The 25,797-nt window shown below is 41.9% G+C and carries 31 protein-coding genes; 1 reads left to right on the top strand and 30 read right to left on the bottom strand.

Going from position 1 to position 25,797, the window contains the following annotated elements; translation table 11 throughout:
- Positions 1–195 (top strand): hypothetical protein (locus tag BN2144_RS20475; RefSeq protein WP_033829079.1); only part of this gene is annotated, 195 nt, incomplete at its 5' end.
- An 80-nt stretch (positions 196–275) separates the two neighbouring features.
- Here the strand turns inward: BN2144_RS20475 and BN2144_RS15140 are convergent.
- The 30 genes from BN2144_RS15140 to BN2144_RS15290 form a co-directional block, all read right to left on the bottom strand.
- Entirely contained in the window at positions 276–1,232 is a 957-nt protein-coding gene (locus BN2144_RS15140; RefSeq protein ID WP_042338029.1) for a toprim domain-containing protein, read from the bottom strand.
- The gene (locus BN2144_RS15145) at positions 1,225–1,413 is read right to left on the bottom strand and encodes a hypothetical protein (protein WP_033829080.1); all 189 of its coding nucleotides are present in this window, start codon (positions 1,411–1,413) and stop codon (positions 1,225–1,227) included. Before BN2144_RS15145 ends, BN2144_RS15140 begins: the two co-directional genes overlap by 8 nt.
- Positions 1,414–1,425: 12 nt before the next feature.
- Positions 1,426–2,676, bottom strand: a complete 1,251-nt coding sequence (locus BN2144_RS15150) for a DnaB-like helicase C-terminal domain-containing protein (protein WP_033829081.1) — start codon at positions 2,674–2,676, stop codon at positions 1,426–1,428.
- 25 nt (positions 2,677–2,701) lie between these two features.
- The gene (locus tag BN2144_RS15155) at positions 2,702–3,469 is read right to left on the bottom strand and encodes an ATP-binding protein (protein WP_033829082.1); all 768 of its coding nucleotides are present in this window, start codon (positions 3,467–3,469) and stop codon (positions 2,702–2,704) included.
- Positions 3,470–3,506: 37 nt separating this feature from the next.
- A complete protein-coding gene (locus tag BN2144_RS15160; protein WP_033829083.1) occupies positions 3,507–3,854 on the bottom strand; it encodes a hypothetical protein in 348 nt (115 codons plus the stop codon).
- Positions 3,855–4,033: 179 nt separating this feature from the next.
- Positions 4,034–4,825, bottom strand: coding sequence for a helix-turn-helix domain-containing protein (locus tag BN2144_RS15165; protein WP_033829084.1), 792 nt, complete (start codon positions 4,823–4,825; stop codon positions 4,034–4,036).
- Between the two features lie 298 nt (positions 4,826–5,123).
- Positions 5,124–5,312, bottom strand: a complete 189-nt coding sequence (locus tag BN2144_RS15170) for a hypothetical protein (RefSeq protein ID WP_033829085.1) — start codon at positions 5,310–5,312, stop codon at positions 5,124–5,126.
- A gap of 114 nt (positions 5,313–5,426) precedes the next feature.
- Positions 5,427–5,663 carry a hypothetical protein gene (locus BN2144_RS15175; RefSeq protein WP_033829086.1) on the bottom strand — a complete coding sequence of 79 codons (237 nt, stop codon included), beginning with the start codon at positions 5,661–5,663 and terminating at the stop codon, positions 5,427–5,429.
- A complete protein-coding gene (locus BN2144_RS15180; RefSeq protein ID WP_033829087.1) occupies positions 5,660–5,992 on the bottom strand; it encodes a BhlA/UviB family holin-like peptide in 333 nt (110 codons plus the stop codon). The genes BN2144_RS15175 and BN2144_RS15180 overlap by 4 nt, the downstream gene beginning before the upstream one ends.
- Positions 5,993–6,006: 14 nt before the next feature.
- Positions 6,007–9,018 (bottom strand): glycoside hydrolase family 18 protein, encoded by a 3,012-nt coding sequence (locus tag BN2144_RS20145; protein ID WP_033829088.1) that lies wholly within the window; start codon positions 9,016–9,018, stop codon positions 6,007–6,009.
- Positions 9,019–9,030: 12 nt separating this feature from the next.
- On the bottom strand, positions 9,031–10,035 hold the full coding sequence (locus tag BN2144_RS15190; protein WP_033829089.1) for a hypothetical protein: 1,005 nt from the start codon (positions 10,033–10,035) through the stop codon (positions 9,031–9,033).
- Positions 10,035–10,271, bottom strand: a complete 237-nt coding sequence (locus tag BN2144_RS15195) for a hypothetical protein (protein WP_033829090.1) — start codon at positions 10,269–10,271, stop codon at positions 10,035–10,037. Before BN2144_RS15195 ends, BN2144_RS15190 begins: the two co-directional genes overlap by 1 nt.
- 21 nt (positions 10,272–10,292) lie before the next feature.
- Positions 10,293–12,920 (bottom strand): phage tail spike protein, encoded by a 2,628-nt coding sequence (locus BN2144_RS15200; protein ID WP_033829091.1) that lies wholly within the window; start codon positions 12,918–12,920, stop codon positions 10,293–10,295.
- A gap of 117 nt (positions 12,921–13,037) precedes the next feature.
- Positions 13,038–13,766 (bottom strand): distal tail protein Dit, encoded by a 729-nt coding sequence (locus BN2144_RS15205; protein WP_050632338.1) that lies wholly within the window; start codon positions 13,764–13,766, stop codon positions 13,038–13,040.
- A 3-nt stretch (positions 13,767–13,769) separates the two neighbouring features.
- Positions 13,770–16,529, bottom strand: a complete 2,760-nt coding sequence (locus BN2144_RS15210) for a phage tail tape measure protein (protein ID WP_033829092.1) — start codon at positions 16,527–16,529, stop codon at positions 13,770–13,772.
- A 26-nt stretch (positions 16,530–16,555) separates the two neighbouring features.
- Positions 16,556–16,789: a hypothetical protein gene (locus BN2144_RS15215; protein WP_033829093.1), complete on the bottom strand. Its 234-nt coding sequence runs from the start codon at positions 16,787–16,789 to the stop codon at positions 16,556–16,558.
- 128 nt (positions 16,790–16,917) lie between these two features.
- Positions 16,918–17,313: a hypothetical protein gene (locus tag BN2144_RS15220; RefSeq protein WP_033829094.1), complete on the bottom strand. Its 396-nt coding sequence runs from the start codon at positions 17,311–17,313 to the stop codon at positions 16,918–16,920.
- A gap of 530 nt (positions 17,314–17,843) precedes the next feature.
- A complete protein-coding gene (locus tag BN2144_RS15230; RefSeq protein WP_033829093.1) occupies positions 17,844–18,077 on the bottom strand; it encodes a hypothetical protein in 234 nt (77 codons plus the stop codon).
- Positions 18,078–18,205: 128 nt separating this feature from the next.
- Positions 18,206–18,601, bottom strand: a complete 396-nt coding sequence (locus tag BN2144_RS15235) for a hypothetical protein (RefSeq protein ID WP_033829094.1) — start codon at positions 18,599–18,601, stop codon at positions 18,206–18,208.
- Between the two features lie 111 nt (positions 18,602–18,712).
- Positions 18,713–19,240, bottom strand: coding sequence for a hypothetical protein (locus BN2144_RS15240; protein ID WP_033829096.1), 528 nt, complete (start codon positions 19,238–19,240; stop codon positions 18,713–18,715).
- Positions 19,241–19,253: 13 nt separating this feature from the next.
- Entirely contained in the window at positions 19,254–19,448 is a 195-nt protein-coding gene (locus tag BN2144_RS15245; protein ID WP_033829097.1) for a hypothetical protein, read from the bottom strand.
- A gap of 31 nt (positions 19,449–19,479) precedes the next feature.
- Positions 19,480–19,851 carry a minor capsid protein gene (locus tag BN2144_RS15250; RefSeq protein WP_033829098.1) on the bottom strand — a complete coding sequence of 124 codons (372 nt, stop codon included), beginning with the start codon at positions 19,849–19,851 and terminating at the stop codon, positions 19,480–19,482.
- Between the two features lie 2 nt (positions 19,852–19,853).
- Complete coding sequence (locus BN2144_RS15255; protein WP_033829117.1) at positions 19,854–20,282, bottom strand: hypothetical protein; 429 nt, start codon at positions 20,280–20,282, stop codon at positions 19,854–19,856.
- A 13-nt stretch (positions 20,283–20,295) separates the two neighbouring features.
- Positions 20,296–20,607, bottom strand: a complete 312-nt coding sequence (locus BN2144_RS15260) for a hypothetical protein (RefSeq protein WP_033829099.1) — start codon at positions 20,605–20,607, stop codon at positions 20,296–20,298.
- Positions 20,607–21,002, bottom strand: a complete 396-nt coding sequence (locus tag BN2144_RS15265) for a hypothetical protein (RefSeq protein WP_050632340.1) — start codon at positions 21,000–21,002, stop codon at positions 20,607–20,609. Before BN2144_RS15265 ends, BN2144_RS15260 begins: the two co-directional genes overlap by 1 nt.
- Before the next feature lie 14 nt (positions 21,003–21,016).
- Entirely contained in the window at positions 21,017–21,277 is a 261-nt protein-coding gene (locus BN2144_RS15270; protein ID WP_042338035.1) for a hypothetical protein, read from the bottom strand.
- 77 nt (positions 21,278–21,354) lie between these two features.
- Positions 21,355–22,284 (bottom strand): major capsid protein, encoded by a 930-nt coding sequence (locus tag BN2144_RS15275; protein WP_033829100.1) that lies wholly within the window; start codon positions 22,282–22,284, stop codon positions 21,355–21,357.
- Between the two features lie 78 nt (positions 22,285–22,362).
- Positions 22,363–22,980: a hypothetical protein gene (locus tag BN2144_RS15280; protein WP_050632341.1), complete on the bottom strand. Its 618-nt coding sequence runs from the start codon at positions 22,978–22,980 to the stop codon at positions 22,363–22,365.
- A gap of 185 nt (positions 22,981–23,165) precedes the next feature.
- On the bottom strand, positions 23,166–24,107 hold the full coding sequence (locus tag BN2144_RS15285) for a phage minor capsid protein (RefSeq protein WP_033829101.1): 942 nt from the start codon (positions 24,105–24,107) through the stop codon (positions 23,166–23,168).
- 35 nt (positions 24,108–24,142) lie between these two features.
- The gene (locus tag BN2144_RS15290; RefSeq protein ID WP_042338037.1) at positions 24,143–25,675 is read right to left on the bottom strand and encodes a phage portal protein; all 1,533 of its coding nucleotides are present in this window, start codon (positions 25,673–25,675) and stop codon (positions 24,143–24,145) included.
- Between the last annotated feature and the right edge of the window lie 122 nt (positions 25,676–25,797).

Below are 25,797 nucleotides of genomic sequence, written 5' to 3' on the forward strand. Positions count from 1 at the left end.
AAACTTGTTTACGCAATAGATAAAAAGAAGCCGCAAATCCCCTATAAACCAAGGAAATTCACGGCTTTAATAAACTTGCATATAGACCAACCTCCAAATAACAAAGTCGCGTATTTCCAACAATGGACTTGTAGATTAATCGTTGCAATTATTCGGTTTCCGAAATTGTTAGCACTCGTCGTCGTTGAGTGCTAATTTGTACTTTTATTATATTCCCCGTATGTTAAAACGTCAACAAGTTTACACTTTTAAAATAAAAAAATAGAACGAAAGTCCTATTCGTTCCAACCAAATAAATCTACGTCTTTAATTGTTACGTTATCCAATTCGTTTCGGGCTTCGTTTATATCTTTGTAATAACGTTCGAATCCGTCCCAAATGATTTCTTGTAAATCGACAAATCCCGATAGCCTTTTGATTATTGACCGCTTGGCTTTTCGTCCGTCCTTATCGTTATCCGTCGCGATAACAATTTCTTCGATTCCCGTTTTCAGAATCAAATCGCGTTTTGCTTCGGATAAATAAGACGAACCAATCGCGACCGCCGCAATTCCTTTCGACCAAAGCGTCAAGGCGTCGATTTCCGCTTCAACAATCCATACACGCTTTTTATTCTTACGAACGACCCAATGAATCCCGTATAAATGATTTCGAATAGGTTGTCCGCCTTTAACGTACCAAAAGACTTTCGAATGAACGTGACGGTGTTTCCACGATACAACGTTCCCTTTCCAATCGTGCCAAGGAATTACGACCGATTTCGTTTCAGGGTCGTAACCAACGTCGAAAGCCCGTTGAACTTTGAACGGAATTCCCCTTCGTTCTAAATACGGGTGTTTATACAAGTATGGTTTTAATTCGCTTTTATCGAAGATTTTACGATTGCGGTCTTCGGCTATCCAATCGTCGATATTCGGTAGTTCCAATTTATCTAAATCGCCAAATTGTGGCGAATACAAATCTATTAAATATTCTTCGGTATCTTCGTATGGTTCATTTCGTAACCAAGATAATAGTTTAACGAAATTTCCCTTACGCCAATCTTCGTCGTCAAGTCCCGAATCTATATAAACGCCCGTTTCAAGATTAACCGCGAACGACGGGCGGGATTCGTCGCGGAAAGGCGAACAAGCGATTAACTTGCCGCCCCTCCAAGAAGAATGTTTCCAAGGAAAGTCTTCAAGTTCCGCTTTAACGTTTACTGGTAAATCCATACCGCGGACTTTAATCATTCAATTCGCCCCTTTCATTTGCTGAAATTGCGTCCATAATTAACGATAATTCGTTTTCGTGACGTCTTGCCGCTTCCCAATTATTGCGATTAATAGCGTAACGGAATAATAGAATTTCTGATTCACAATGAATCTTTAATTCTTCCAAAGGCTTATTCCAATATTTATTATTCGTTTGCATATTAACGCCCCCTTAGAAAAAGTCGGTTAGTTGTGGTTCTTCAATATAGCCAAGGTTAAAGTTACATAGAAGGTCAATCGTCTTCCCGACAATCGGTTCGCGGGCTTTTGCGACTAATAATTGCCCGATACCGTCGTTTTGGTCGAACGTTAAGACCATAGCAGGGTCTTGGATAAGTGCGACCGATTCCGAATAAGATTCAATCGGCGGGGCTTTTACGATTCTTGCCCCCGTTTCTTCGTCCATTTCTTTATTTTCCTTTTCGGCTTGCGTATTGACTTGGTGAGTAACGACCCCTAAAACGTTATGACGTGCGAATAGCTGACGTAAACGACGGCTTGTTGTCGTCATAGAATTTCTATCGTTCATTTTTCCGTGGTTCATTAAGTTAAAGCCGTCAATTACGACAATTTGAACGTCGGGATTTTGTTCAAGGTCTGCTTCGATTACGTCCAAGGATAAACCGTTCGGTAGGTCTTCCATAGTTTTAATTAATAGTTTCGGTCTTTCTTCGTCGGTCAAATCGTACTGCTTCAAATACTCGTAATATTCTTCTTCGTTTTCCAATTCTCCGCGACGAAGCAAAGCGTTATTAAAATGACCGTCCAACGTTTCAAATCGGCTTTGTTGTTGCTTTTGTGATAATTCGGGCGAATAGTAGATTACGCTTTTGTTTTGCGTCTTCCAAACGTAAAGCCCGATATGAGAAGATAACCAAGATTTCCCGCGGTTGGTATACGCCATAATCAACAAATAATCGCCGATTTCGCATTGTAAACCGCCGTAAGGAAGGTCGACGTATTGTTCCGAATGTTTTTCTTTTGATTCTTCATATCGTTTACGTCGTTCTTGTCCGTTAGTTGCAAAGTCGACGCCTTGCGAAAAATCAGTAGACGTTTCGCGTTCGATTCTAGTAAACTCGTTCTTTATCCAAGAAACGAATTCGTCACCGCTTAACGATTTGAATTTATCCTTCGCCTTGGTTGCAATTAATTCGAAAGAACGGCGTTTTGCCGCTGATTGTTTTAATCTAGTAACTAACCCTTTGAATGGTTCTTGAACGCCTGCCATATAGTCGAAATCGGGAAATTCTGCCGCTACGGTTTCAATGTCGGGACAAGAACCGAACTTTTTTCGATAATCTACGATAAAGTCGAAAACGTCTCCATTACGTTCGAAATCTTCGGCTTTAACGCTATATTTTAATACCGAATGGACGTTGTTTTCGTCCAACATTTTCGAAAGTAATTGTTCTTCAATCATTAGTTGAACCCCCTAACTTTTAGCTTTATAACGATTTCTTCCGATTATCTTTACCGTAAAACGGAACGCCAAGGGTCATTCCTTCGATTCGTGACGCTATTTGTTCGCCAAGAATTCCAGCGATTTTATCTAATGGAACGTTTGACGTAAAAATCGTTGACCGCTCGTTTGTATCTCTTTCGTCAATAATTTCGTATATTTCGTTCTGTAACGCTTCGGTTGTTCCACGAAGCCCTATATCGTCCAAAACAAGTAAATCGCATTTCATCATTTTTCGTTTTAACGCTTGGTATTTATCGCCGTTTTCCGCTTGCGAATCGTTTGACCCGCGGAACTGCGAATTATAGATATTTTGGAATTTCGCCATTTTCATAAAGAAGGCGGGAACTTCGTCAATCTTTCGTTCCCTCTTTGCTTCAAGAATCGTTCTTTCTCGCAAGTATTCTAGTAAAATTGCGATTGCTGACGTTGTTTTACCATTCCCAACGCCTTTCGGATTCTCTTTCGAAGGAACGCCGTACAAATATAAGCCAACGCCTTCGTCAACTTTTTCAACGACCTTTTGTCCGTATCGTTGAATGATTGCGAAGGCTTTCGGATTTTCTTCTTTTATCGGTAATCTTTCAAGCGTTGAATTACGATATTTCTTCGGGATATTGGCGACGGCAAGTAAACCACCGTCCCCGTTTTCCCCGTGTAATCGTGTATATGGAAAGCATAAAGTGTGACAATATAACGGATTTCCCGCTTTCGAACAATATTTCGCAAGTAAGCAAGTATCTTCTAACGTCATAAATTGAACCCCCTTCGAATTGTTCGACTAAAACCGATTAATGAACGAAGAATGAATCATATTGCGGATAGATACCATTACGGAATTTGATTTCTTCCATTGTTACGCCTTGTTCGAATGGTGTAGGTAAACCGAAATAGTGGTAGTTATGCTCGATTGTTGCTTTAACAAATTCGTCTTTCACTTGAACGCCTTCTTCTCCGATTTCGTCGTTTGGTTTGAAAATTACTTCCGCAACCTCAAAAGCATATTTTTCGGTTTCTTGAACGATTGCGACCTTTTCGGATAATGATTGGGCGTTTTCGATTCGATTGAAAATATCGCCTTTCTCCATTCTTTCAACAAGTTCTTTTCCTGCAACTGCGGTAATGATTAAAGATAACATTTGATTTTCCCCCTTAGATTTTTAGATTTGATTTTCGATTCACCGTAAGATGTTGTAAGATTTTCCGACGTTGTGACGGCGAACTTAAATTTTTTTTGAAGATAACCTTCGAAGAAATATGTTGGAAGGAAAATCGGTTTTGTGACGACAAAATAAAAAGCGACGAAATTAATCGCCGCTTAAATTTCATTTAACAATCTTTCGAATTGGTCGTCGTCCATTTCGTAACGTTCCGAAGCCGCTTCGATTGCTTCCGCTTCTTTTTGACGTTCCTTGATTATCGCCAAGGCTTCGTTTGGAAGCCAAGAACAAAGTTGACCAATCGAAGGTCTTGGGAATCTTGCGTTAGCCCAACGATTGTCGTATTCTTCGAAGACAATATCAATAATGGATTTGATTTCGTTATCTGTAAAATTCGCCATAAGTTTATTTTTAATCATTGAACAATCTCTAGCCCAATTTGCTTGATATACGACGTTATATTTCTTGAAATATTTGTCGCGAAAGTATTGTAATACTTCTTTGGAATTACTAAATAATTTATTATGGTTATTCTTCTTATACTGGTTATTCTTAGATACTGGATATTCTTCTTGTAACGTTGGCGTTACATTGTGTTCGACCTTCTGCGTTACAACGTTATCGCTTTTTGTTACTTTCCCAAATGAGAATCCCGATTTCGGCGACAATTTATAAAGATTTCGAATCCCACTTGACGTTTTTACTTGTTGAACGACTAAAATCGGTTCGCCGTCTATCGTTGTTTTCCGAAGCTGACGAATAGTTTCGTTGACCGTTTTCCGTGAATAACCGACCAATTCCGCGATTGTATCTTGACTTGGATATGATTCGCCGTTAGCGTCTGAATAAGCGGCTATTGTCGCCAAGATTGCGAAATGTTTAACCCCGCCAACCTTCGTAATCAATCCGTCCTTAATCGCTTTTGAATCTAAACGTGCAAAAATATCCATAGAAATTCCCCCTTCGAATGTTGTAAAAACGTCACAAACGACGGGGATTTTACGACATTTATATATGAATCCCCTTCGACGATTCGTTTCGTTTGTGCGTTCCGTTCGGGAACTTGAACCCCGTTCCCGTTCGGTACATTGTAATATGTAGGTTACAACCTTCGAATTGTGACGCTATGGTTAAATTTTCTTCAAATAAAAAAGACGGACAATCCGATTTGGACGTCCGCCTTTTGATTTCTTATTATTTACTTGTCTACGGTGTGCTTCATCAACTATAAGGTTACGATTACTATTATTATTCATCTTTCCAAATTCTTAATAACGCGTCATATGCTTCTCTTTCTTCTTTCGATAGTCTATCTGCTCGGTCTTCAATAAGTTCTTGTAATAGCTTTGCCCCATCTACATTTAATACTGTTGACAACGCTTTAAAGCGATTTGATACATAAGGCTCAACGCGAATCGAAAACGGCTTCTTTGCCATATCAACTCTTCCTTTCCAATTAAAACTTGCTTCAACTATATTATAGCAAAAAATATAAAAATGTAAACAAGTAAACGCCCGAAAGTTTTTTAATCGGGCGTAAATCGTTATAAATTATTCAAGATTGCCGTTTTTCTTTCCGATTTGTGCTACGTCGAATAGACCGCTTGCGGCAAGACCCATAGCGATTCCGACGAAGATTTGCATTTTTAAATCGCCTTCAACGTAGAACAATCCCGCTACAATACCCAAAATTAACGATACAATCGGCATAAATTTCGAAGGTAAATAACGTTTGATTATTTCAGTTAAACCGACAATTATCGCTACAATGACCGCATAATCAATCATTTTTCTTCGCCCCCTTTATCTTCTTTTCGTAATTTCAATTCGTCTTTAATATCGTCGACGTCATACGATAATCGTTCGACCGCTGTCGCAAGCCTTTCGTAAGCCCGCGTAATATCGTTTATGAAAGTCGTCAACATATTTTCACGTTCACGACTTTCTTTACGAAGCTCGTTGTATTCTTCGCGTAAACGGTCTTCCCTTTCCTTTGCGTTGTTTTCTTGTCGACGTGATTCCTTTAGCGTATAAATAAATAGCGTAATATAAAGAACCGCCCAAAGCCCTTGTTTGGCGGCTTCGGCAAGTAACGATTGACTTGCGAAAACGTCCAACGCTTTCACCCCCTTTATGATTTCGGAACAACGTCGGGAATCATTTCCCAAACTTTCGGGTCTTCTTGACCCATAGCCCAAAGACCGATTCCTTTCGCCCCGTATTTGTCGACCGCCAAGTTCATAACCTCGATAATAGACCAAGCGTCACCCGCCCAAATTATCGACATTCCTTCGCGGTCGCCGATAAGCAATTCACCGAACCAAACGCCCGCGTCGACTAGCTTCAACGTTACTTCTTTTTCGCCTTGCCAAGAATTCCATTCTAAAACGGTCATTTCGTAGTCAAGCGAAACTGAAGAACTATCTTCTTCGAACGGATATTGTACGGAATCCCTCGTTACGGTTTCGTCAAGACCCGAATAAATCAAGTAACCGAATTCGTCGAAGTAATAACCCGTTCTATTGATTCGACCGAATTCTTTTGTTGTCCCGTCGACCGTGATTTCGAATTTTTCCATTGTTTCCCAACGGTCAAGCGTTCCGATTCCTAAATGATAGACGTATAATTCGGCGTTATTTGCATATACACCGCAAGCCCCACTTGTTCTTGCCAGCGTAACGTTTCCGTTACCAATATCGACCGAACCGTCGTGAGTTACAGGGTTTCCTTCGGCTTCAACAAATGCCCGAACGCCATTAATTTCGAAACGCCCTACGCCGTTATACAATAATGCTCGGAAGGTTATCGTATCGCCTTCGCTGATATTTCCAAGTGGTTGCGAAGCGATTACTTTCGTTTGTCCCGTTGAATAGTCTTCGTAGACAAGTTCGCGGACTTTATCGGGTAGATTAACGCGGAAGATATAACCGTCGCCAACCGTTCCTTGACTTTGTGCATAGAAACGGATTCCAACAACTGACCCGCGTACAAGTTTAATTCGGGCTTCAACTGATAAGTTTACTGACCATTGTTTTGACAAGACGCATTGACCCGAATTTGTTGAATTGTAATACATAGCAATTCTTCCCGTTCCGTCGTCCTTCGAAATCCATTCGCCTTGTGAATAACCAACGGGTTTTGGCTCGGAATAACATTTATAAACGGGCTGACCGTTAGAATCTGTCCCGACTTGTTCTAGGTGAGTTCCGCCGCCCTCGATTTTATATTCGGGATTGATTGGGCGGTAGTAAGTTGTTCCCGCGATATTCGACCCAAGTAAATAAGTTCGAAATTCGTCGTCCCAAAGAATCGCGGGTCTTGCGTCACGGCGAAGCATTTTCGCAACAATAGCGAATTTGGCGGGAATTGGTAGGTCGTTCCCTTGTTTATCTTTGAACGGCGTAATATTCGTTTTGAATTTCATTTCGCCGCCGCTGAAATTTTGGTCGAAGCCTTCGCAAACAATGAATCCGTAAATTGGTGTTCTATCGTCGGAAAGTTCACCGTGAACCGAAATTGTGTTTGTTCCCGAATTGAAACTAAACGTTCCACAATCGAAAAAGTGCGAACCCTTTAAGATAAACGGATACCATTCGGGAATTGAATCGCCGCCAACTGTAAATTGTTGGCTTCCGTTTACATAGCCGCCAAGTTTCGCTTCGGAATACCACGAAAAGTTAGTTACGGCAATAAGACGATAAGTCCCCGCGGTTGGAATATTAACGCTGTAATTGATTCGACCGTTTTGTTCATTTTCAAGTTCACAAACTGCCCCGATAACGTTTCCTAGTTCGTCATAGATATTCTTTTCAACGTATGACAAACTTAACGTATAATAGCCGTTGAAATCGTAATCTTGACCGTCAACGGTTTTTGTTGCGATTGGTTGACGTGATTCTTGCAACGGGTAGGCTTTTCCGCTTACACTTGACGGACTTGTTGCGATTGCTTTTACGCCCGTCCAAATAGGGTGTTGGTCTTTGAAGAAAGACGTTCCGTAATCTAAACGGTTATAAGTTCCGATTGTAACGCTTTTCTGTCCGCCGTCTTGTTCTTTTATTTGGGCGTATTTCGGAACGAATCGGTCGTAAACGTGAGGGTACATAACTTCGTTTTTCGATTCTTCGTCTTGGAACGACGTTTGATAGATATAAGGCTGATTGTGATAAACGTAAATTCTATCGCCCGTTGTTGCGTCTGTTTCCGTGTGATAATGTTTATATTTACCGTTTTGCCAACCTAGTAATTGGTGATAGGTTACGTTTGTTCCTCGCTTAACAACGCTTTGGTCGTGAATTCCCCAACGGTGTCCGTAACCAGCCGCCCCGAAAAATACTTTATCAATCGTAAATTTCGCGTTTGGGTTGTATTTCGGGTCGAAACATTCCCTACACCATTCGGCAACGTTTTCGAACCACCATATCGGCGTAGAAGCCCCTGGGCTTGAACCCGCCCAAGCAAAGTCGTAGGTCATTATTTGCATTTCGTCAAGTAACGGATTTCCGTTTTTGTCCGTTGTTTCCGCGAATAGTTTGTAATTATGGAAACGGTAATAGTAAGGCGTATTATTGCCCCACATAGCGTAGGCGTTAGTTCGCAAACGTAAGCCCCTCGGAATACAAACTTCGTTCTTTACCCGTTTCAATAGATTAATATACTTTACGTCGTAACCTTGCGAATAAGGGTCGGCGGTCATACTTGCTTCGACGTCCATTTCGATTCCGTCTAGTGGTATCGGCTCGTTGGTGTAACGGCTTGTTTTATACAAGTCTACTAATTTTCCAAGTTCGTAAATAAATTGGTCTTGCGGCGTTCTTCCTTCGGCATTTAACGTTGTATCGTCAAGGAATGGTTTGACGGTAGACCAACCGAAGACAATCATTTGGAAGAACCATTTGATATGACGATAATTCAACATATCTTCTTCGATTGTTGAACTGAATCGTGTTCCCGTATGGTTGCCGTTCGCGTCGAAATAATCTACGTTGGTTGCATAATTATAGATTTTCCCCGTTGGACGAACGCCGAATTCGTGAAGACCAATCGAATAAATTTTGTGATTGTATTTTTCAATATCATTACGATAGTTCGGACTAGAATCAATATGACTCCAAGTTATGATTCTTCGATTGTCTTTCGTCATAACCATACCCCCTTAAATATACGAACGACCATACGTCCATTGATAGAATGATACCGTTCCGTGAAATCCAATTCCCGCGTCTTCCAAGTATTTAAAAGTCTTGTCAATCGGGTAATAGTAACCGTTAGAATCTTGGTCATACGTCGTAATTGTTCGTTCCCTTTGCTTGTAAAATTCAATCCGAATAGCAACCGTTCCCTTTGGTGCAAGTAAGAATTTCTTTCGGTCAATCGGGAAATTCGTTCCGTTTACATTAATCGAATCTTCGCCAACGATTCTGACTTCTTGACCGTTTACCGTTGCTGTTCTTGTTGTTGCGTGGATTTTGATTTCGCTTCCCGCCTTGTTACCGTCAACGAAGAATTCCCGCGTATATCTACGGTGTAAAGGGTGTTCGTCCAATAGCGGCTTAACAATATTTTCCCAATTATTAATTTCGATTTTTCTTCGTTCGCCTTCGCCGTATCGGATAACTTCTTCATATTTCTGTTTTATTTCTTGGTAGATTCCGCCTTCTTGCTTATACCATTGTTCTTCTTCTGGCAACCATACGCCCGCGTTCGTTGAAACACGAAGCAAGTCGTAATCTTCTTTTGGATATAACGTTAAATCAAGACCCGTCGGAAGAATTGGAACGTCCCAATCTTCGGGAAAATAGTTCGGAACAACAATAACTCGGTGTCCGCGACCTAGAACGTTATACCAACGCTTTTGAACGTTTTGGTAAACTTGCGGCGGATAACCTTCGAATCGGTTCGGCGTTGCCGCTTCTTTGTTTTCGTCGTGATTCCAAGACAACCGTTTTAACATTTCTTTCGTGTTCGGTGTCCAACCCGACAAAGCGTTACCTGCTTGGAATTGTATATCGGTAAAATAGATAGGAACGCGGTCTACGCCATTTGTCGAAGATACCGCGTCCTTTGCTTCAACTTGGAAATCGACTTTCGAAACTTTACGTTCGGGGTCGGCTTCGAACGTTCCGTGAAATCGAATCCAATCGTCGATATTAATTGCCATTAAGCTACGTCAAACGACCAACGAATTTCAGATACATGACCGACCCAAGACGTCGCTACCGTTCCGCCTTGAAACATAATATCCGTTATATAAATTGCGGGTTCGTCCGTATTGGTTGAGTGCGGCGTTTTACCCGCGTCGTTAGCGACAAGCTGAATTTGAACGTAATCGACCTTTCGTGACGTATCGACGTTTATTTGTCTTGAAAGGATTTGAAACGAACTTTGGTCGACCATATTTACACCCCCCCCTTAATATTAAGCGTTAGAATCTTTAGGCGGTTCGTTGTTTGTAACGTCGGGAACTGCAAGATAGAACGTATCGGGTTCGCCGCCGTCTTGATAGTGAACAATAACTTTAATTCCGACAAAGGCGTCTGCGGCACTTCCGCGTGTAATATCGCCTTGCGTTGCGACCGCCGCTGAAACGGTGTAAGTTGTTCGGTGCGATACCCCTTCGACCGTTTGCGTTAAGGTGTTCGTTCTTCCATAATCGGGTTTTACTACGAACGACCAATTACCGCTAAATCCGACGTTAGCAATATCGAAATCCGTTCCCTCTTTGACCCAATCGCCGTTTATTCCTTCGTCCGCCCGTGAGTTCAACAAGTGATTAAACACGGTCATTTGTTGGACGTCGTTTGTTGAAAGTGGGTCGCTTCCAATCATTGTTTCGATTTGGTCGTCCAATGCCCTTGAACGAATATCCGCCAACGTTTTAATTGGTTGGGATAATTCGATTTCAGTATTTTCGGGCTTCCTTACGTCCATTTTGCGACGAACGATTCGATTAATAACTTCTTCGTCAAACAATTCCTTGTCGACGACCGTTACCAAATCGCCAAGATTAAACGTTTCGTGTTCGTGACCCGATAGGCTTGAAAGGTCGTGAACGCTTGTCTTGTAAGCTATTTTTGGTTTCGACATTTCATCAAGCAATTTTTGGGCGTCTTCCTTCAAGTTTTCGGGAATTGTATAACGTTCGTCTTTCCAGCGATAAGGAATAACTTTTCGACGTAGTTTTAACTTATCGACCCAAGTACGATTTTCAAGATAAGGTACACCATTGTTTATAGTTCTTATATCCAATCCGCCCTTACCGCTTGGATAGATTCGCGTAATTAGGTCGTAAGTGTCGATAATTCTTTCGATATTTTGCAAGTTCTTGTTGTAATAGAATCGAACGCCGGAATTTCCGCCGATTTGATTCAATAAGTGAACGTATTTGTTTTTAGTATCGAATAAGATTTCACCGCCCCAAATATTTTGAACTTCGTGAATCAACGATAGAACGTCTTTCCAATCGGAACGAAGCGTTCTTTTCTTTGTGATTTCAACGTTGCCAACTTTCCAATCAATTTCGGGGTCGCCTGCTTCTCGGAAAACATTTTCGAAGATTGTTTCCAAGGCGTCACGGGCGGTTACTTCGACGACTTCGATTGTATCGACGAAATAATCGCGTAGTTCCGTCCAAAGTGCTTCACAAATGAATTCGGTATAAAGATTTCCGTCTGAATCCCGTTTGTCAAGAACTTCCTTAACGACGTAATATCTTTCGGCGATAACCGCGATTAATTCTACGGGTTCGTCGCCGATTTCTTGGCGTTTCAAATCCCGACGCGGTAACTTGAACGATAAAATATCTTCGCCGTTGATTTCTTCTTCGATAAATACGTCGTAAGCATTTCGAAGAACGCCTAACGAATCAAGACCCGTTTCCAAATCTCGATACAAATAAATCGGGTCGTTATGGTGAATTTTCAAGTTTGGTAACGGAACATAATCGGGTGCTTTTTCTTCTTCCCAAACGGCGATTTCGTAAAGTATTGGCGTTTGTGTCGGGTCGGTCGTCAAGAAATCAACGCGAACTTGTAAATAGCGTTGGTTCGTTGATTGAATAAGACCATTTTCGCCAAGTGTTCGCCATTCTTCCCACGTTACACCGTCGGAACTTGAACGGGTGTAAAGCGTTAAAGTTGCTACTTGGCTTGTTGTTGATACCGTTTCAATTCGACCATAATCGACAAACTGACCAATTCCGCCCAAGTCGATTACTTGCGATTCCCAAGTCATTAGACTTGTCGGATAATTACCCTCGAAACTTTTTCCAAGTTGTAACGCCCCCGTATCGGTTTCGTCGTCTAAATATTCGCCTTTTGCGATAGCGTTATAATACTGAATCGCTTGGTCTTTAGTCCAAGCATTATCGTTTAAGCATAACGTGAATTCGTCAATTATTCCGTTGAATGGATAACTATTCCCGTCAAGCATATCTCCAAGCGTTAAGGAACGTTCGAATGTTGACGTGAACGTAATATTTCCCGCATAAACACTTATCCATTCCTCACCATTTACAATCCCTTTTAAATTAGTTCCGTCGAAAATAACTGCAACGTGATACCATTTATCGGCTTCAAAAAGTTTACCGCTTTGACCCGAATCGTTAGAATAAACGTTTATACTTTGACCGTTTGTCCCGTATAAACGAATGTTAAACGAACGGGACGAATAAGCCGCAACGTGAAAACCTCTGTTTGACGTGTTATATCCGTCGTATCTTGTCGTTGCTAAAATCGTCCAACTGTTAAAGTCCGTCGGGTCAAATTTCACCCAAAACGATATTGAAAACTTGTTCATAGCGGGAAATTCCCAATTTCGCCAAATCAAATAGTTGCTATTGAATTTCGACGCTTTTCCGATAACACCGTCAACAATCGTAGGATTTCCGTCACCCCAAACGATACTATTCGCGTAAGAACCGCCGCCAATAGATACGTCGTTCGGTAAATTTTCCCCGTCGAAATACATATATGGAACGATAGGAAAATCGAACTTTTCAACATTAAAGTCGTGTTTATCCGTGAAAAAGGCTTTTAGATTTGCCAATCGTTTCACCCCCAAATATCCGTTCAAAAAAAGAAAAAGCGACTTCCAAGCGAAGGAAGCCGCGTCTTTAGTCCTTCAATAGACAATTAAACAAATGAAGGAAATTACAATATTCAATTACAACCAAGTGTCGCGGAATTCTATCGTTGTGCTTGCGATATTTCCGCTATTCGTTAGCTTGTTCAATCCTTGCGGCATTGAAATAAAATCGCCGTCAACGAAATTATAAGCGGGTAAATTATCTTTCGTTATCGTATATTCCTTACAATCTATTACATAAACGCCCGAAGGCGAATCGGTTTTGAAATTGATAGATTCGACGATTCCGTCGGGACGATTATTTGTAATAGAACCGCTTCCGCCATTGTGTGTTACGGTGAATTTCGGTCTTGCGATATACGTTCCGTGGTGTGTCGTAGAAAGGTCGTTTGCAAACGTACCCTTACGAATATTGACCGAATAAGTGAACGGGTCGGGACAAGTGAATTGTAAAGTAAACGTTCCAAACGCCCCAATTTGTTCAAGTGGGATTTGATTCGAAAGTCTTGCAAAATATTGAACGTCGGGGTCGTCGTCGAATATTAACGGCTTCGCCCCTTTACGCGGATTCAATAGACCCGCCAAGTTACGAATCTTCGTTTTTAAATCGTCCTTCGAATCTGCTAAAATCGTACATTCGATTCCTATTTCGCGGGGCTGATAGGAAACGCCATAGTCCCAAGCCCCGTCGAATCCCGAAATCTCTTGTAACCGATTTTCGATTGGCGGCGTTAAAGGAACGTTCTTCTTATTGACAATAATCGAATAGTTATCCGAATGTTGTCCGTCAAAAGTAAAGCCGTTCATATATTATCGACCCCCTTTCGCCCTATCGTGACTTCGTTGTAAGTTGTATAATTCGCGTGAGATTCCGCGAACGTCACGGTCGTTGCGAACGTTCATATTTTCGACTTGAACTAACGGTGCGTTGTAAGTTGTTCCGCTACCGCTTCCGCCGCTATCTCCGCCGAACGCGGCTTCGAAATCAATTCGACCCGTTGTAAGATTACCGATTTGCGGCGGTGCGATTCGAATATCGCCAACCTGTGCGTAAGTGTCTTTGATTACTTTAACCCCAGCTTTTACGTTGTCGACTAGCGAAGGGCTATGACGTTTGAACGGGTTCAATTCGGTTAGCCATTCTTTCGCTTTTCTAACCTTGCTCTTAATTCCGTTTACGACGTTATCCAACGCCCCTTTAATTCCGTTCCACAATCCGCCGAAGAAGCCCTTAACTTTGTTGATTGCATTTCCAAAAGTGTTACTCATAAAGTTAGCGGCTGACGAAACTTTCGAACGGATTGTATTTGTTACGTTTGAAATGATATTTCTAATGCTGTTGCTAACGTTTGAAACTACGGAACGAATACCGTTCAAAATTCCCGAAAGAGTTCCGCGGATTCCGTTCCAAATACTTGTTACAACCGAACGGATAGAATTCGTTATTGACGTAATAACGGATTTGATAGAATTAAAGACGGACGTTGCCGTTCCCTTAATTCCGTTCCAAATTCCTGTCAAAACGCCTTTGATTGAATTCCAAATTGACGTAAAGATAGACTTAACGCCATTTAACCAAGCCGTAAAGAACGATTTGATTCCATTCCATACGCTTGTTGCAACCGATTTGATTGAGTTCCAAATCGTAGTTAAAACGGATTTGATTGCGTTCCAAACGGTTGTAAAGACTGACTTAATCGCATTTAGAACGGTAGTAAAGAACGACTTAATTGCGTTCCAAATTGTTGTTGCCGCTGACTTGATGTTGTTCCAAACGCCTATTACATAATCGCCGATAAAGCCCCAAATTACTTCGGCAAGGGCTTTGATTCCTTCCCATACCGTCGCGATAATCGCGTAAATAACGGCAAGGACGGTAGAAACAACGTTCCACATAGCGTTCCATACGCTGATAAAGAAATCTTTGATTCCGTTCCAAATCGTCATAAAGACGGTTTTAACGGCGTTCCAAACTGTATTCCATAAGTTCGAAACGAACGTTAAGAACGCTTGTAGTCCCGCTTTGATTGCTTCCCAAACGCCCGCTAGGAACGTTTGTATTGTGTTCCATACTTCGATTGTTTTCGCCTTGATTGCGTCCCAATGTTTAATAATTAGAACTACAACGGCGATTAACGCGGCGATACCCGCGATAATTAATAGAATTGGTCCGTGTGCAACTAGGAACGAAATACCTAACGCGTAGTTAGCGGCGATTAATCGGAACGTACTTGTTATCAATCCAACAAGTGCTTTCGCCCTTAATACTGCGGCGTTAGTTATAAAACCAATCATAGGCGGAAGAACTACGGTTGCTATAACGATTCCAAGTGCGGCGAACGCTTCTTTATTTCGAATAACAAATCCGACTATTGAGCCAAGAACATTAACGATACCCAAAAGGATATTACCAACGACGGTAAATACCGACGTCATAACGGCTTGAATCTGCGGCATATTCGTTAGAATAGTGTCCGCGATTTCCTTCAATTTCGGCATGAATTGTTCGCCCAAATCCTTCGCCCATAGTAAGAATTGGTTTTTGATTTTTTCGATTTTATGACCAAGTGTTTCGTCTAACGTTTGACCCGCTTTTGCGGTTGCCCCTTCGACGTTTTGTAACGCCCCTTCTGCGTTTGCCATAGCAAGAACGACGTCACCGCCAAGGTCTTCCCACATAGTACCGAAATAAGCAACGCCAAGTTGATTTCGAATCATAGGGTCTTCAATTTCCGTTAGCTTTTGACCGATAATTCCTAACGCTTGGTCGGCGGTAATCGAACCGTCGGAAATTCCTTTGAAAAATTCGTCTGCCGCCGCTTTTGAGCCGAATAACTTATCGTTGAATTCGGAAGATTGAGCCGTTCCGTCGGTCAAACGAACGGTAAATTCTTTCAAGGCGTCACCGATTTTGTCAAAGTTATACGCCCCTTTTTCCATACCCGCCGCCATAGCGTCGGCGAACGTTTCCATAGAAATTCCCGCGGACGCTAACGTTGGCGAATATTCCCAAAACGTATCAAGAAGGTCTTGCGACTTGTCGCCCGCTTGTTGGGCTAACGCCGTGAAAGTATCGAAGGCTTGCGTTGAATTAACGCCCCAAGACCGCATAACTGAATCGGCGGCACGAATGGATTCCCCAACGTCCCAACCAAAAGTTTTTGCAAGAATTAACGCTTGGTCTGCGGTTTTTCCCGCTTCGTCGCCCGTTTGACCAAGAACTTGTTTTACTTGCGTTAAGGCGTTATATATTTCTTGGTAGTTTCCGCGACCGTTAGCGAATAGGTTGTCCGCAATATCTTTAAATTCACGCATTTCTGCGGCGGTTGCCCCCGTTGCGGCTTGCATACGGGCGTGAAGGTTTTCTTGTTCTAACGCTAACTTAGCCGCCGCCCCCGCAACGCCCGTTACGGCTGTTCCAACCGCGGCAAAAGCCGCCGCCGCCCCTGTTGCGATTGATTTTGTTGTTTGTGAGAAATTCGTTAGTTGTTTCGTAGAATCTTGAATTCCTTTTTTGAATTCGTCGACCCGTAATTGCAATCGTGCGACGATATTACCCGCTTGTGCCAAAGTTTTCACCCCCCCCGTTCGTGAACTTAACCCCGACGCCTTTTCTTAACGTTTTCTTTCATCTGACGGGCAAGTTCACGCAATTTTCTTTCGTCCGCTTTCGTCATACGTTCTTTGAACAAATAAGACTTGCCGTCCAATTCGTGTAATTGTCGACGTAAAGAATTGATTAATTTATTCGGGTCTTTGGCGTTCGGGTTATGAATTATCGCAAGGTCGGTCATTCGGTCGGATATTTGATTTTTCTTGATTCGTTTCAAATAATACGGAAGCTCGTCGATATAGATTTCTTCGAGAATCTGACGTTTTGACCAACCGTATTCTTTCGCGAATAAATGGATAACGTCGAATATCCATTCTTCTTCATTAGAAGACGAACCGCCCGACGTTATTTCGTCTTGCGGTTCTTGATTAAGTTTTTTACGTTCTTCACCACGGATTCAAGGTTATTAACTTCGTAGATTGCAAGGAATAGTTCGACCCCAACGTCAAGACCAATTTCGGGGTCGTTTTCTAGTCGTTCGCGGTCGATACCCGAACCGATTGAAAGAATATCTAGGACTTGACCCCACGCTTTCCCGAATAAACCAAAGACTGCTTGAATCGCCATATCTTCGTTTTCTGCGTCGATAGATTCCAAGTCTTTAATTACGTCGGATGGAATGTTTTTCAACGCAAGCATTAATTCTGCGTATTTTCCAAGTGGTAATTTTTTGATTTCGACTTTTTCGTCACCGATATAAACAACTCTTGTTTTTGGTAATGCCTTTAGAATTTCGTTCATTTAAAATTCCCCCTTTTCAATCGTGATTTTGCGAAATTTCGATTCCTTCCTTCGATTAAGTGCGAAGGTCACAATTCAAAGAAGAAGACGCCCCGAAGGACGCCTTCAAAATTAGGCGGTTGTTTCGTCGCCGATAACGGCAAGTAGATTTCCGTCGCCTTTTGTTTCGTCGATTAATGCAACGAATTCGACTTCGTAAACTGTTTTTTCGTCTTTACGGAATGGTAAAGCAACTTCACCCGCAATAACCGCTTTGTGCAACTTAATATCCAATGATTTGTCGGTATCGGGTAACCATGAANGTTCTAACGCTAACTTAGCCGCCGCCCCCGCAACGCCCGTTACGGCTGTTCCAACCGCGGCAAAAGCCGCCGCCGCCCCTGTTGCGATTGATTTTGTTGTTTGTGAGAAATTCGTTAGTTGTTTCGTAGAATCTTGAATTCCTTTTTTGAATTCGTCGACCCGTAATTGCAATCGTGCGACGATATTACCCGCTTGTGCCAAAGTTTTCACCCCCCCCGTTCGTGAACTTAACCCCGACGCCTTTTCTTAACGTTTTCTTTCATCTGACGGGCAAGTTCACGCAATTTTCTTTCGTCCGCTTTCGTCATACGTTCTTTGAACAAATAAGACTTGCCGTCCAATTCGTGTAATTGTCGACGTAAAGAATTGATTAATTTATTCGGGTCTTTGGCGTTCGGGTTATGAATTATCGCAAGGTCGGTCATTCGGTCGGATATTTGATTTTTCTTGATTCGTTTCAAATAATACGGAAGCTCGTCGATATAGATTTCTTCGAGAATCTGACGTTTTGACCAACCGTATTCTTTCGCGAATAAATGGATAACGTCGAATATCCATTCTTCTTCATTAGAAGACGAACCGCCCGACGTTATTTCGTCTTGCGGTTCTTGATTAAGTTTTTTACGTTCTTCACCACGGATTCAAGGTTATTAACTTCGTAGATTGCAAGGAATAGTTCGACCCCAACGTCAAGACCAATTTCGGGGTCGTTTTCTAGTCGTTCGCGGTCGATACCCGAACCGATTGAAAGAATATCTAGGACTTGACCCCACGCTTTCCCGAATAAACCAAAGACTGCTTGAATCGCCATATCTTCGTTTTCTGCGTCGATAGATTCCAAGTCTTTAATTACGTCGGATGGAATGTTTTTCAACGCAAGCATTAATTCTGCGTATTTTCCAAGTGGTAATTTTTTGATTTCGACTTTTTCGTCACCGATATAAACAACTCTTGTTTTTGGTAATGCCTTTAGAATTTCGTTCATTTAAAATTCCCCCTTTTCAATCGTGATTTTGCGAAATTTCGATTCCTTCCTTCGATTAAGTGCGAAGGTCACAATTCAAAGAAGAAGACGCCCCGAAGGACGCCTTCAAAATTAGGCGGTTGTTTCGTCGCCGATAACGGCAAGTAGATTTCCGTCGCCTTTTGTTTCGTCGATTAATGCAACGAATTCGACTTCGTAAACTGTTTTTTCGTCTTTACGGAATGGTAAAGCAACTTCACCCGCAATAACCGCTTTGTGCAACTTAATATCCAATGATTTGTCGGTATCGGGTAACCATGAAGGGTGAAGAACAAGTTCCTTCGCGTGTTGGGATAATTTTTTACCCGCTTGTGACCCGATTGTTAGTTTCTTCTTACCGTTTGTTGTATCTTCGACAAGTGTTGCCGTTGGGATAGCGGTTTTTAAGTTATCCAAAGTTGTTTCGGCAAGCGGAACGGTTACACGAACGGCTTCGCCCGTTAAGGCTTTATCTACAACGGTATTCCCGTAAAGGTCGACAACAATATCGGTATATTCAGGTTCATAACCGAATTCGCAACCGCCGTCGGTGTGACCTAAATCAACGCCACCGAAAATGATTTTTTGAACGCCGATTTGAACGTTTGAAATATCCGCCATTTACAAAACCCCCTTATTCGTTTGATTTTGTTTCCTTAGATTCTGATTTCGATTTTGCTCTTTCAACGCGAACTTTTTCCGCCTTACCGCGACCGATATAATAATCGGCTCGTTCTTTCGGTAGGTCTATTACGTCGCCGACTTTTACTTCTTTGCCTTCGTAAAGCAACTTTTCGCCGACGTCGATTTTTACAAACTTAATTTTCATTTCGCTGACCCCCCCTTAATTGAAAATTAGTCTAGTCGCGAACTTTACAAGTTATATTTATCGAATAAATCGTTCTTCCGTTTTTATCCTTGCCAACGTAAATCGGTTCGGATTGGTCGCAATATGAAAGAAATACTTTCGTTGAACCGATTTCGTAATGTTCTTTAGCATGAAATAGATTCCAAATATCTTTCGCGATTCTTTCCGCTTCGTCGCCCCTTTCGTGACGAATAACGATTTGAATACTAGGCGTTTTAAATCCGACGATATAAATATCGGGCGGTTGTCCGTCATTGAATCGAACGTAACCGCAATCGTTTTTCGCTTCGTTAGGAAATTCGTTCGCATACAATCGGAACGGGACGCTTTGATTAATGAATGAAACTACTTCTTCGATTCTCATAATCATTCCCCCACGGCTTGTTTGATTTTATTTGCGATATGCTCGTAGAAGGCTTGTTCTTCGCCCTTCAACGGACGTTCTAAATATTTTCGACCGACATAATAATATTTTCCCGACCAACCTGTCGTTCCGCTTCGATTCATAGTTCCTTCGCCGTGATTGTAAATTCCTTCGTGAATCCAAAGGGCGTAGTTAAAGTCGCCTTCGCGAACGGAAAATTCAACTTCCGCTTGAACGTCGCCCGCGTTTGCTTGAACTTTTTTCGTGTGTGACTTTGCCAACGTTCCTTTATCGAACGGCGTAATTTCCGAAGCTATTCGGGTCAATTCGTCGACAACGTCGTTCATAGCAACTTCGGCGGCTTCCATAGCCCGTTTATCGACTAGCTTTATTTGCGAAAGGAAATCCTTCGCGTCAATGGTAAATTCCAATCCGTCCGCCACGTTATACCACGACCTTTGTAAAGGCGATTGAACCGTCTAAATCCCGCATAAACTTAACTTGTAACGGGTTCGTTTCTACGACGTGGTTGTTTGGTTCGGTGAATCGAATTTTATCGTCGGTTGAAATATCTACGAATCCAACAAATAGAATCGTATAGTTTGAAACAACTTCTTCGCCGCGGTCGTCCCTTACGATTTTCGTTTGTGAACGAAGATTTCCATTGACGGGAATTGTTTCGCTGATTGTAGGGTCGCCCCAAACGTTATGTTCGCCCGCTTTTAAGATTTCGATTTTGTGCGGTGTAGGAATCATTAACGAACACCCCCGCTTGGCTTGCGAACATTATTTGAAACGATATATCCAAGGCGACCGCTTACCGACCGACCAACGCGTCGACCCAATATTTGAATAACGTTCGGGGAAATAGAACGGTCGATTTGCGACAACGAAACGGATATTCCGTCAATCGAATAACTAACAACGCCTTGTTCCGCTTGCTTCCTAGCTTCGGAAATTTTAAGCAACCAAATCGCTTGTTCGAAAACTGCTTCGTCGGGGATTTCGCGGTTCTTATACTGACGACTTAACATATTGACGGCATTGTTTAACGCCCTTTGTTTCGAATCGTTGTCGGCGTTTACCCACGCGTCGTTATGCAATACTTGTTCGGAAAAATATTTATCCGCCGTCGCAATATCAACCGCCATTCATAACACCCCCATTATTCGTTATCTTTTTTCGTAGTTGTTCGACGTCTTCGTGTCGTAGTTTTACGTTTTGCTTCGGTTTCCTTATCTTCGTCCTTGTCTTCCTTTTTCGTGGATTTCTTCTTCGGTTCGTCTTCGATTATTTCGTAACCAAGTGATTCCGCTATAAAACGTCCGTGTTCTTCGTCTTCAAAAACACCGATTCCGTTTCTAAACTTAACGCCGCCACGATAACCATTAAACGAATTTAGTGGTACTTTAACTTTGATTGCCAAGATTATCGCCCCCTTAAATTATTTGTAAAATAGAAAAGGGGACGGGGCTTTACGCCCACGCCCCCGTTAAACCGTCATTAGACTGTTTGAGTTTGAGTTTCGCCTGTGTTTCGGATAATACCGCTTAAACGTGCGGCAGCTTTAGGGTGGAAATCGGCAAGACCGCAATAGAATTCGATTCGTGTGCGGAATACTGGTTTTTCGTCGATTTCGCCAAGGTCTTTAACCATTACACCGCCGTTTGTCAATCCCGCAATAGCTTCTTGGATTCCGAAACGAACTGCGTAAATAGAACCGCTATTAGCGTTAGTTCCTTCGTTAAATCCAATAATATCGTCTTCAACTGTTCGAATAGCAACGTCACCAAAATATTCAACTGGACGACCGAAATTGTCTTTACCAACTTGAATATAGTGAGTTTGACCTTCTAATAGTTTTTGCAATTCACGACGCATAGCTTTAGACATAAATAATACGTCTGCCCCGCCTTCGACCGCGTCAAGCAATTCGTGCAATTTATCCAAGGTTAAAACTTTTTCGCCGAGATTGATTTCGTTTCCGTTATTACCGATACGAATATCAAGTCCGTCGAATTCGCTTCCTTGTCCTGCGGCTGGTGCTAAAGATGAATCGCCTTTAAAGAATACTCTTGTGAAAGTTTTTGCGATAGCTTTAGATTTTAATTGAGTTTGAATAGCACGTTGGTCGTTTACGTTACCCATTGTTTGAACAACGAATTTATCAACGTCAACGTCACCGCCCAAAATCATTAGGCTTTCGGACTTTTGAACGATTTCACCACTAGAAGGTGTATACCCTTGACCAATATCACGGAAATTAACGTTTGGAAGAACGCTTTCTTGGTTGTATTTATAAGAGTTACCGCTGATTGTCATAAAAGGTAATAGTTCTAAAACTGGTGATGTTTGGGCGAAAATACTTACGACCCCACGTTGTAACGTATCATTTGTAAGATACTTTTCTGTTAAACTTGCCCCGTTAGCCATAATTACTTACCCCCTTTTCGTAGTTTTGTTTACTTGTTTACATAGAAATCAAATTAAAAAGACGCCCTAAAAGGGGTCTTATTTACGACCATAGCCCGAAAGTAACATTTGGAACGGATTCATTTTTGAAACGTCAACTTCTTCCGTACCTTCTTTCGGATTTGTTGGTTCGCCAAGTGGTGTATTTGAATCGGCTTGTTTGAATAAGCCTTTTTGTTCCGCTTTTGTTACCCAAGATAATTTTTGTTCGGGTGTTAAGTTATCTGGAATCAAATCGTGATAATCTTTGTCGATTGATTCAAGTTTTGCTTCAAGTAAATCATTAATTACGCCTTCAAGAACTTCGATTCGTTCTTTAGCGGCTTTATGATTTTGTTTTTCAGAATCAAGATTTGCTTTTGTTTTGTTATATAAGTTTTCGAATTCGCCACGTTTTTCGGCTTCTTCTTGTTCTTTCTTTTGCCGTTCTTCTTCGGCTTGTTTGTTCGCTTCTTCGATTTCTGATAGTTTCGCTTTTAATTCTTTATAAGCGTTATTGACTTCGTCGAAGCGTGTTTTTGGAATCATAATATCTTTGTTTTCGGTCTTCTTTGTATCCGTGTTTTCCTTCCCGTCGGAAGATTGACCGTTTACGTTTTGGTTTTGATTTTGATTATTCATTTCTTCGTTAGTGTTTACGTTTGTTTGTTCGTCCATTTCCTTTCCCCCTTTGCCTTCGGTTTTTATCGTGGTCACGACCCACGCGGGCAATTTATTTTAGAAAAAAGGAATCGGAATTTCGCAAAACCACAACGAAAAGTCATGGAATGACGAAACCCAATTCACATAATCAATTCGACCGTGTGACAGTTTAACAAGAAAAATCTTGAAAAATTTTTATTTTATTTTGTTTTCGCTGATTTCAAAGCCCGTTCCGCTTCCTTTCGACCCCTTTCGAACTTGCGGCGAACGGCTTCGGGTAGTAAATTAATATCGCGAATTGGCGTTATTTTGTGTCTACAATTCGGGTGAAAGATAAGATTCGAACGCCGTAATTCGTCGTAGGTCATAAAGCCTTCGGTCAATCCGTTCATAGAAATAATCTGACCTTCGAACTTTCTGCAAGCGTCGTCCGCGTTGTGTGACGAAATAATCGCTAGGTCAACGCCACGTTCTAACGCTTCGATTCGCGTTCCTTCAACGTGTGCTTGTAACATTTTTGTTCTTGTTACCATTTCGGCGTAGGTTTCAAGTTTCCAACGCCGCCCCGCTTTGTCAACAATCGCAACGTTACCTTCGACGTTAAATCTTTCGCGTATTTCCTTCTTGGTCAACGCTTTAACGATAGCCCTTCGCGTTGTATTACGACCTTGACCCATAGCCGCCTTTTCCTTCATTTGTTCGGCGACAATCGTCCGAACCATTTTGATGGTTTCCCGCTTCATTTTCTGATTTGCGTAAAGAAGGTCTTCGAAAGTATCTTCGATTAAAACGTCAAGGGCTTGGTAGACTAACGCCGACATAGACGCAAGTTTAATAGCGTCTTCGATTGTTTCCGCTTCTTGAATCGCGACCAACGTTTCGGCTTGTCCTTGGATAAAGGCTTCGCGAATCCGTTCTTCGACCCAAGTTTTTGCTTCGCTATCAACTTGACTTAATAGAACCGATAGTTGAGCAAGAACGGCGGTCATTTGTGAACGGGATATATCTTTTTCCTTGCCGTAGGTTGATAGATTTTCCAAAATCAAAATAACTTCAAGAATAGCATTTTTATAGATTCGAACGATTTCGTTTACGTCGCGGTCATATCGTGGAAGCGGTAAGTCCCAATTTGGCGTTGCCATTCGATTTCACCCCCTATTAAAAGAAAACGGGTCGATTATTCGTCCCCGTTTCCTTCGTTATTGACGTTATTTTGGTTTTCGACGTCTTCCGCTTCGTCTTCGGCGTTTTTAAGCGGCGTTTGGAAGATTGACGGATTCGCAAACATTGATTCGGTCTTTTCGTTTTCCTTGTCCGCTTCTTCTTCCATACGTTGTAATTCTGCTTCGGCTTGTTCTTCGGTTAAATCGTCCAATAGCATTAAAGCGGTCTTTTGTGAAATTGTTGGTTTTCCGCCTGTTCTTACGTTCATAATATTTGCAAGTTCGGCGTCGTCCTTTGGTAGACCGTCCTTGAAATGGATTTTAACGTCGAATAATTCGTAGTTTGCTTTGCTTCCAAGTTTCGCCTTTTCCAATAGTTGACAAATTAAGAATAATTCCTTCAATCCTTTGTCGTAGTATTGGCGTTTGCGATTAATCTTCGCTAGTAGTGAGTTCATACGGAATTTGATAGCAAGACCTGAACTACCACTTGTACCCGAATCGCCTTTTCCTAACGCGACGGCGGGAATTTCGGCGTTTACAAGAATCATTTCAGTAATTCGGTCGATTTCGTCGAAAGCCGCTTGTAATTGACCGTTCCAAGTGATATATTGCGGAATTACGTCGTCTTTGCCCATTACTTCGAAGACCTTATCACGACCAACAATAAAAGTCGGATTTCCGTATTCGTCTTCGCCAAGTACACCCGTAGGAACTGCGATAGCAGGGTCGGCGTGTTTATCTAAAATCGTCGCAATAGCTGTTAAGCGGCGATTAAGTTCGTCAAATAATGGTTTGTGTTCGGATAGGTCGTCTATACCTTCCCAAGAATCGTCGGTCGCATAGTTTGGAACGTGAACGACCAACGGGAACGGAACGCCCGTTTCAACTTCGCGATAAGCTGATTTGATTTCGCCGATAATCTTCCATTCGGTTACTTCGTCAAGTATTCCGTTGAAAGGCGTCATTTCGAACTTACGATAAACTATTTTATTTGGATAATGACTTTCAACGTGTAGAATCCAATCTTCGCCTTTACGTCCTTTAACTATCGTTGGGTAAGCAATATGATACGCTTCAATCATTGACGCGTCGGTTTCCGCCGTTTCGGGGAATACATATTTCGGGTTTTGAACTTCGATAATTACGCGGAACGGGTCGTATTCTTCGGGAACTTTACCGCCCCATTTTTGACCCCAACGGATTTTAAAGAACGAATCTCCGCGAAAGGCGTTCCCTGTCGCTGATTTTTCTAATAGCATTGGTAAATTGTTATCGCTGACCCATTTATCAAGACGTTCTTGTTCGACGGAATCTGATTTCTTACCCGCGGAAAACGTAGGGGTTTCGCCGAATAAAAAGTCTGCTGATTTCTTACAAATAAGCCCCGCTAGATTCGTAGAAATATAAACGGAATCCGAAGGTAAGTTTTGAACCCGTTCGAATACGTCGTAATGTTCACCGACGAATAATTTCTTATTTTCTCGATAACGTTCAATTCGTTTTTTGTGTTCAACTGGTGGAAAAATAGACCCCCTTTCAAACATATTTATTCCCCCTTATAGTTTGCTAGATTTCGTCGTAAAACCGCCAAATTCCGGCGAATTAGGCTTTTTATTTCGACCTAGACCAAATTATCGTCAACGACAAAAAACGCAAATTTAGGCGT

The organism is Bacillus andreraoultii, from assembly GCF_001244735.1.
GTDB lineage: Bacteria > Bacillota > Bacilli > Bacillales > Caldibacillaceae > Caldifermentibacillus > Caldifermentibacillus andreraoultii.

Excerpts from the sequence above, each read along its gene's own strand:
- BN2144_RS15240 (WP_033829096.1), bottom strand. The coding sequence starts at position 19,240 with ATGGCGGATATTTCAAACGTTCAAATCGGCGTTCAAAAAATCATTTTC.
- BN2144_RS15145 (WP_033829080.1), bottom strand. The coding sequence starts at position 1,413 with ATGCAAACGAATAATAAATATTGGAATAAGCCTTTGGAAGAATTAAAG.
- BN2144_RS15235 (WP_033829094.1), bottom strand. The coding sequence starts at position 18,601 with ATGAACGAAATTCTAAAGGCATTACCAAAAACAAGAGTTGTTTATATC.
- BN2144_RS15140 (WP_042338029.1), bottom strand. The coding sequence starts at position 1,232 with ATGATTAAAGTCCGCGGTATGGATTTACCAGTAAACGTTAAAGCGGAA.
- BN2144_RS15175 (WP_033829086.1), bottom strand. The coding sequence starts at position 5,663 with ATGATTGATTATGCGGTCATTGTAGCGATAATTGTCGGTTTAACTGAA.
- BN2144_RS20145 (WP_033829088.1), bottom strand. The coding sequence starts at position 9,018 with ATGACGAAAGACAATCGAAGAATCATAACTTGGAGTCATATTGATTCT.
- BN2144_RS15160 (WP_033829083.1), bottom strand. The coding sequence starts at position 3,854 with ATGTTATCTTTAATCATTACCGCAGTTGCAGGAAAAGAACTTGTTGAA.
- BN2144_RS15190 (WP_033829089.1), bottom strand. The coding sequence starts at position 10,035 with ATGGCAATTAATATCGACGATTGGATTCGATTTCACGGAACGTTCGAA.
- BN2144_RS15220 (WP_033829094.1), bottom strand. The coding sequence starts at position 17,313 with ATGAACGAAATTCTAAAGGCATTACCAAAAACAAGAGTTGTTTATATC.
- BN2144_RS15260 (WP_033829099.1), bottom strand. The coding sequence starts at position 20,607 with ATGATTCCTACACCGCACAAAATCGAAATCTTAAAAGCGGGCGAACAT.
- BN2144_RS15195 (WP_033829090.1), bottom strand. The coding sequence starts at position 10,271 with ATGGTCGACCAAAGTTCGTTTCAAATCCTTTCAAGACAAATAAACGTC.
- BN2144_RS15265 (WP_050632340.1), bottom strand. The coding sequence starts at position 21,002 with ATGGCGGTTGATATTGCGACGGCGGATAAATATTTTTCCGAACAAGTA.
- BN2144_RS15285 (WP_033829101.1), bottom strand. The coding sequence starts at position 24,107 with ATGGCAACGCCAAATTGGGACTTACCGCTTCCACGATATGACCGCGAC.
- BN2144_RS15150 (WP_033829081.1), bottom strand. The coding sequence starts at position 2,676 with ATGATTGAAGAACAATTACTTTCGAAAATGTTGGACGAAAACAACGTC.
- BN2144_RS15205 (WP_050632338.1), bottom strand. The coding sequence starts at position 13,766 with ATGAACGGCTTTACTTTTGACGGACAACATTCGGATAACTATTCGATT.
- BN2144_RS15290 (WP_042338037.1), bottom strand. The coding sequence starts at position 25,675 with ATGTTTGAAAGGGGGTCTATTTTTCCACCAGTTGAACACAAAAAACGA.
- BN2144_RS15275 (WP_033829100.1), bottom strand. The coding sequence starts at position 22,284 with ATGGCTAACGGGGCAAGTTTAACAGAAAAGTATCTTACAAATGATACG.
- BN2144_RS15155 (WP_033829082.1), bottom strand. The coding sequence starts at position 3,469 with ATGACGTTAGAAGATACTTGCTTACTTGCGAAATATTGTTCGAAAGCG.
- BN2144_RS15250 (WP_033829098.1), bottom strand. The coding sequence starts at position 19,851 with ATGAGAATCGAAGAAGTAGTTTCATTCATTAATCAAAGCGTCCCGTTC.
- BN2144_RS15170 (WP_033829085.1), bottom strand. The coding sequence starts at position 5,312 with ATGGCAAAGAAGCCGTTTTCGATTCGCGTTGAGCCTTATGTATCAAAT.
- BN2144_RS15165 (WP_033829084.1), bottom strand. The coding sequence starts at position 4,825 with ATGGATATTTTTGCACGTTTAGATTCAAAAGCGATTAAGGACGGATTG.
- BN2144_RS15280 (WP_050632341.1), bottom strand. The coding sequence starts at position 22,980 with ATGGACGAACAAACAAACGTAAACACTAACGAAGAAATGAATAATCAA.
- BN2144_RS15245 (WP_033829097.1), bottom strand. The coding sequence starts at position 19,448 with ATGAAAATTAAGTTTGTAAAAATCGACGTCGGCGAAAAGTTGCTTTAC.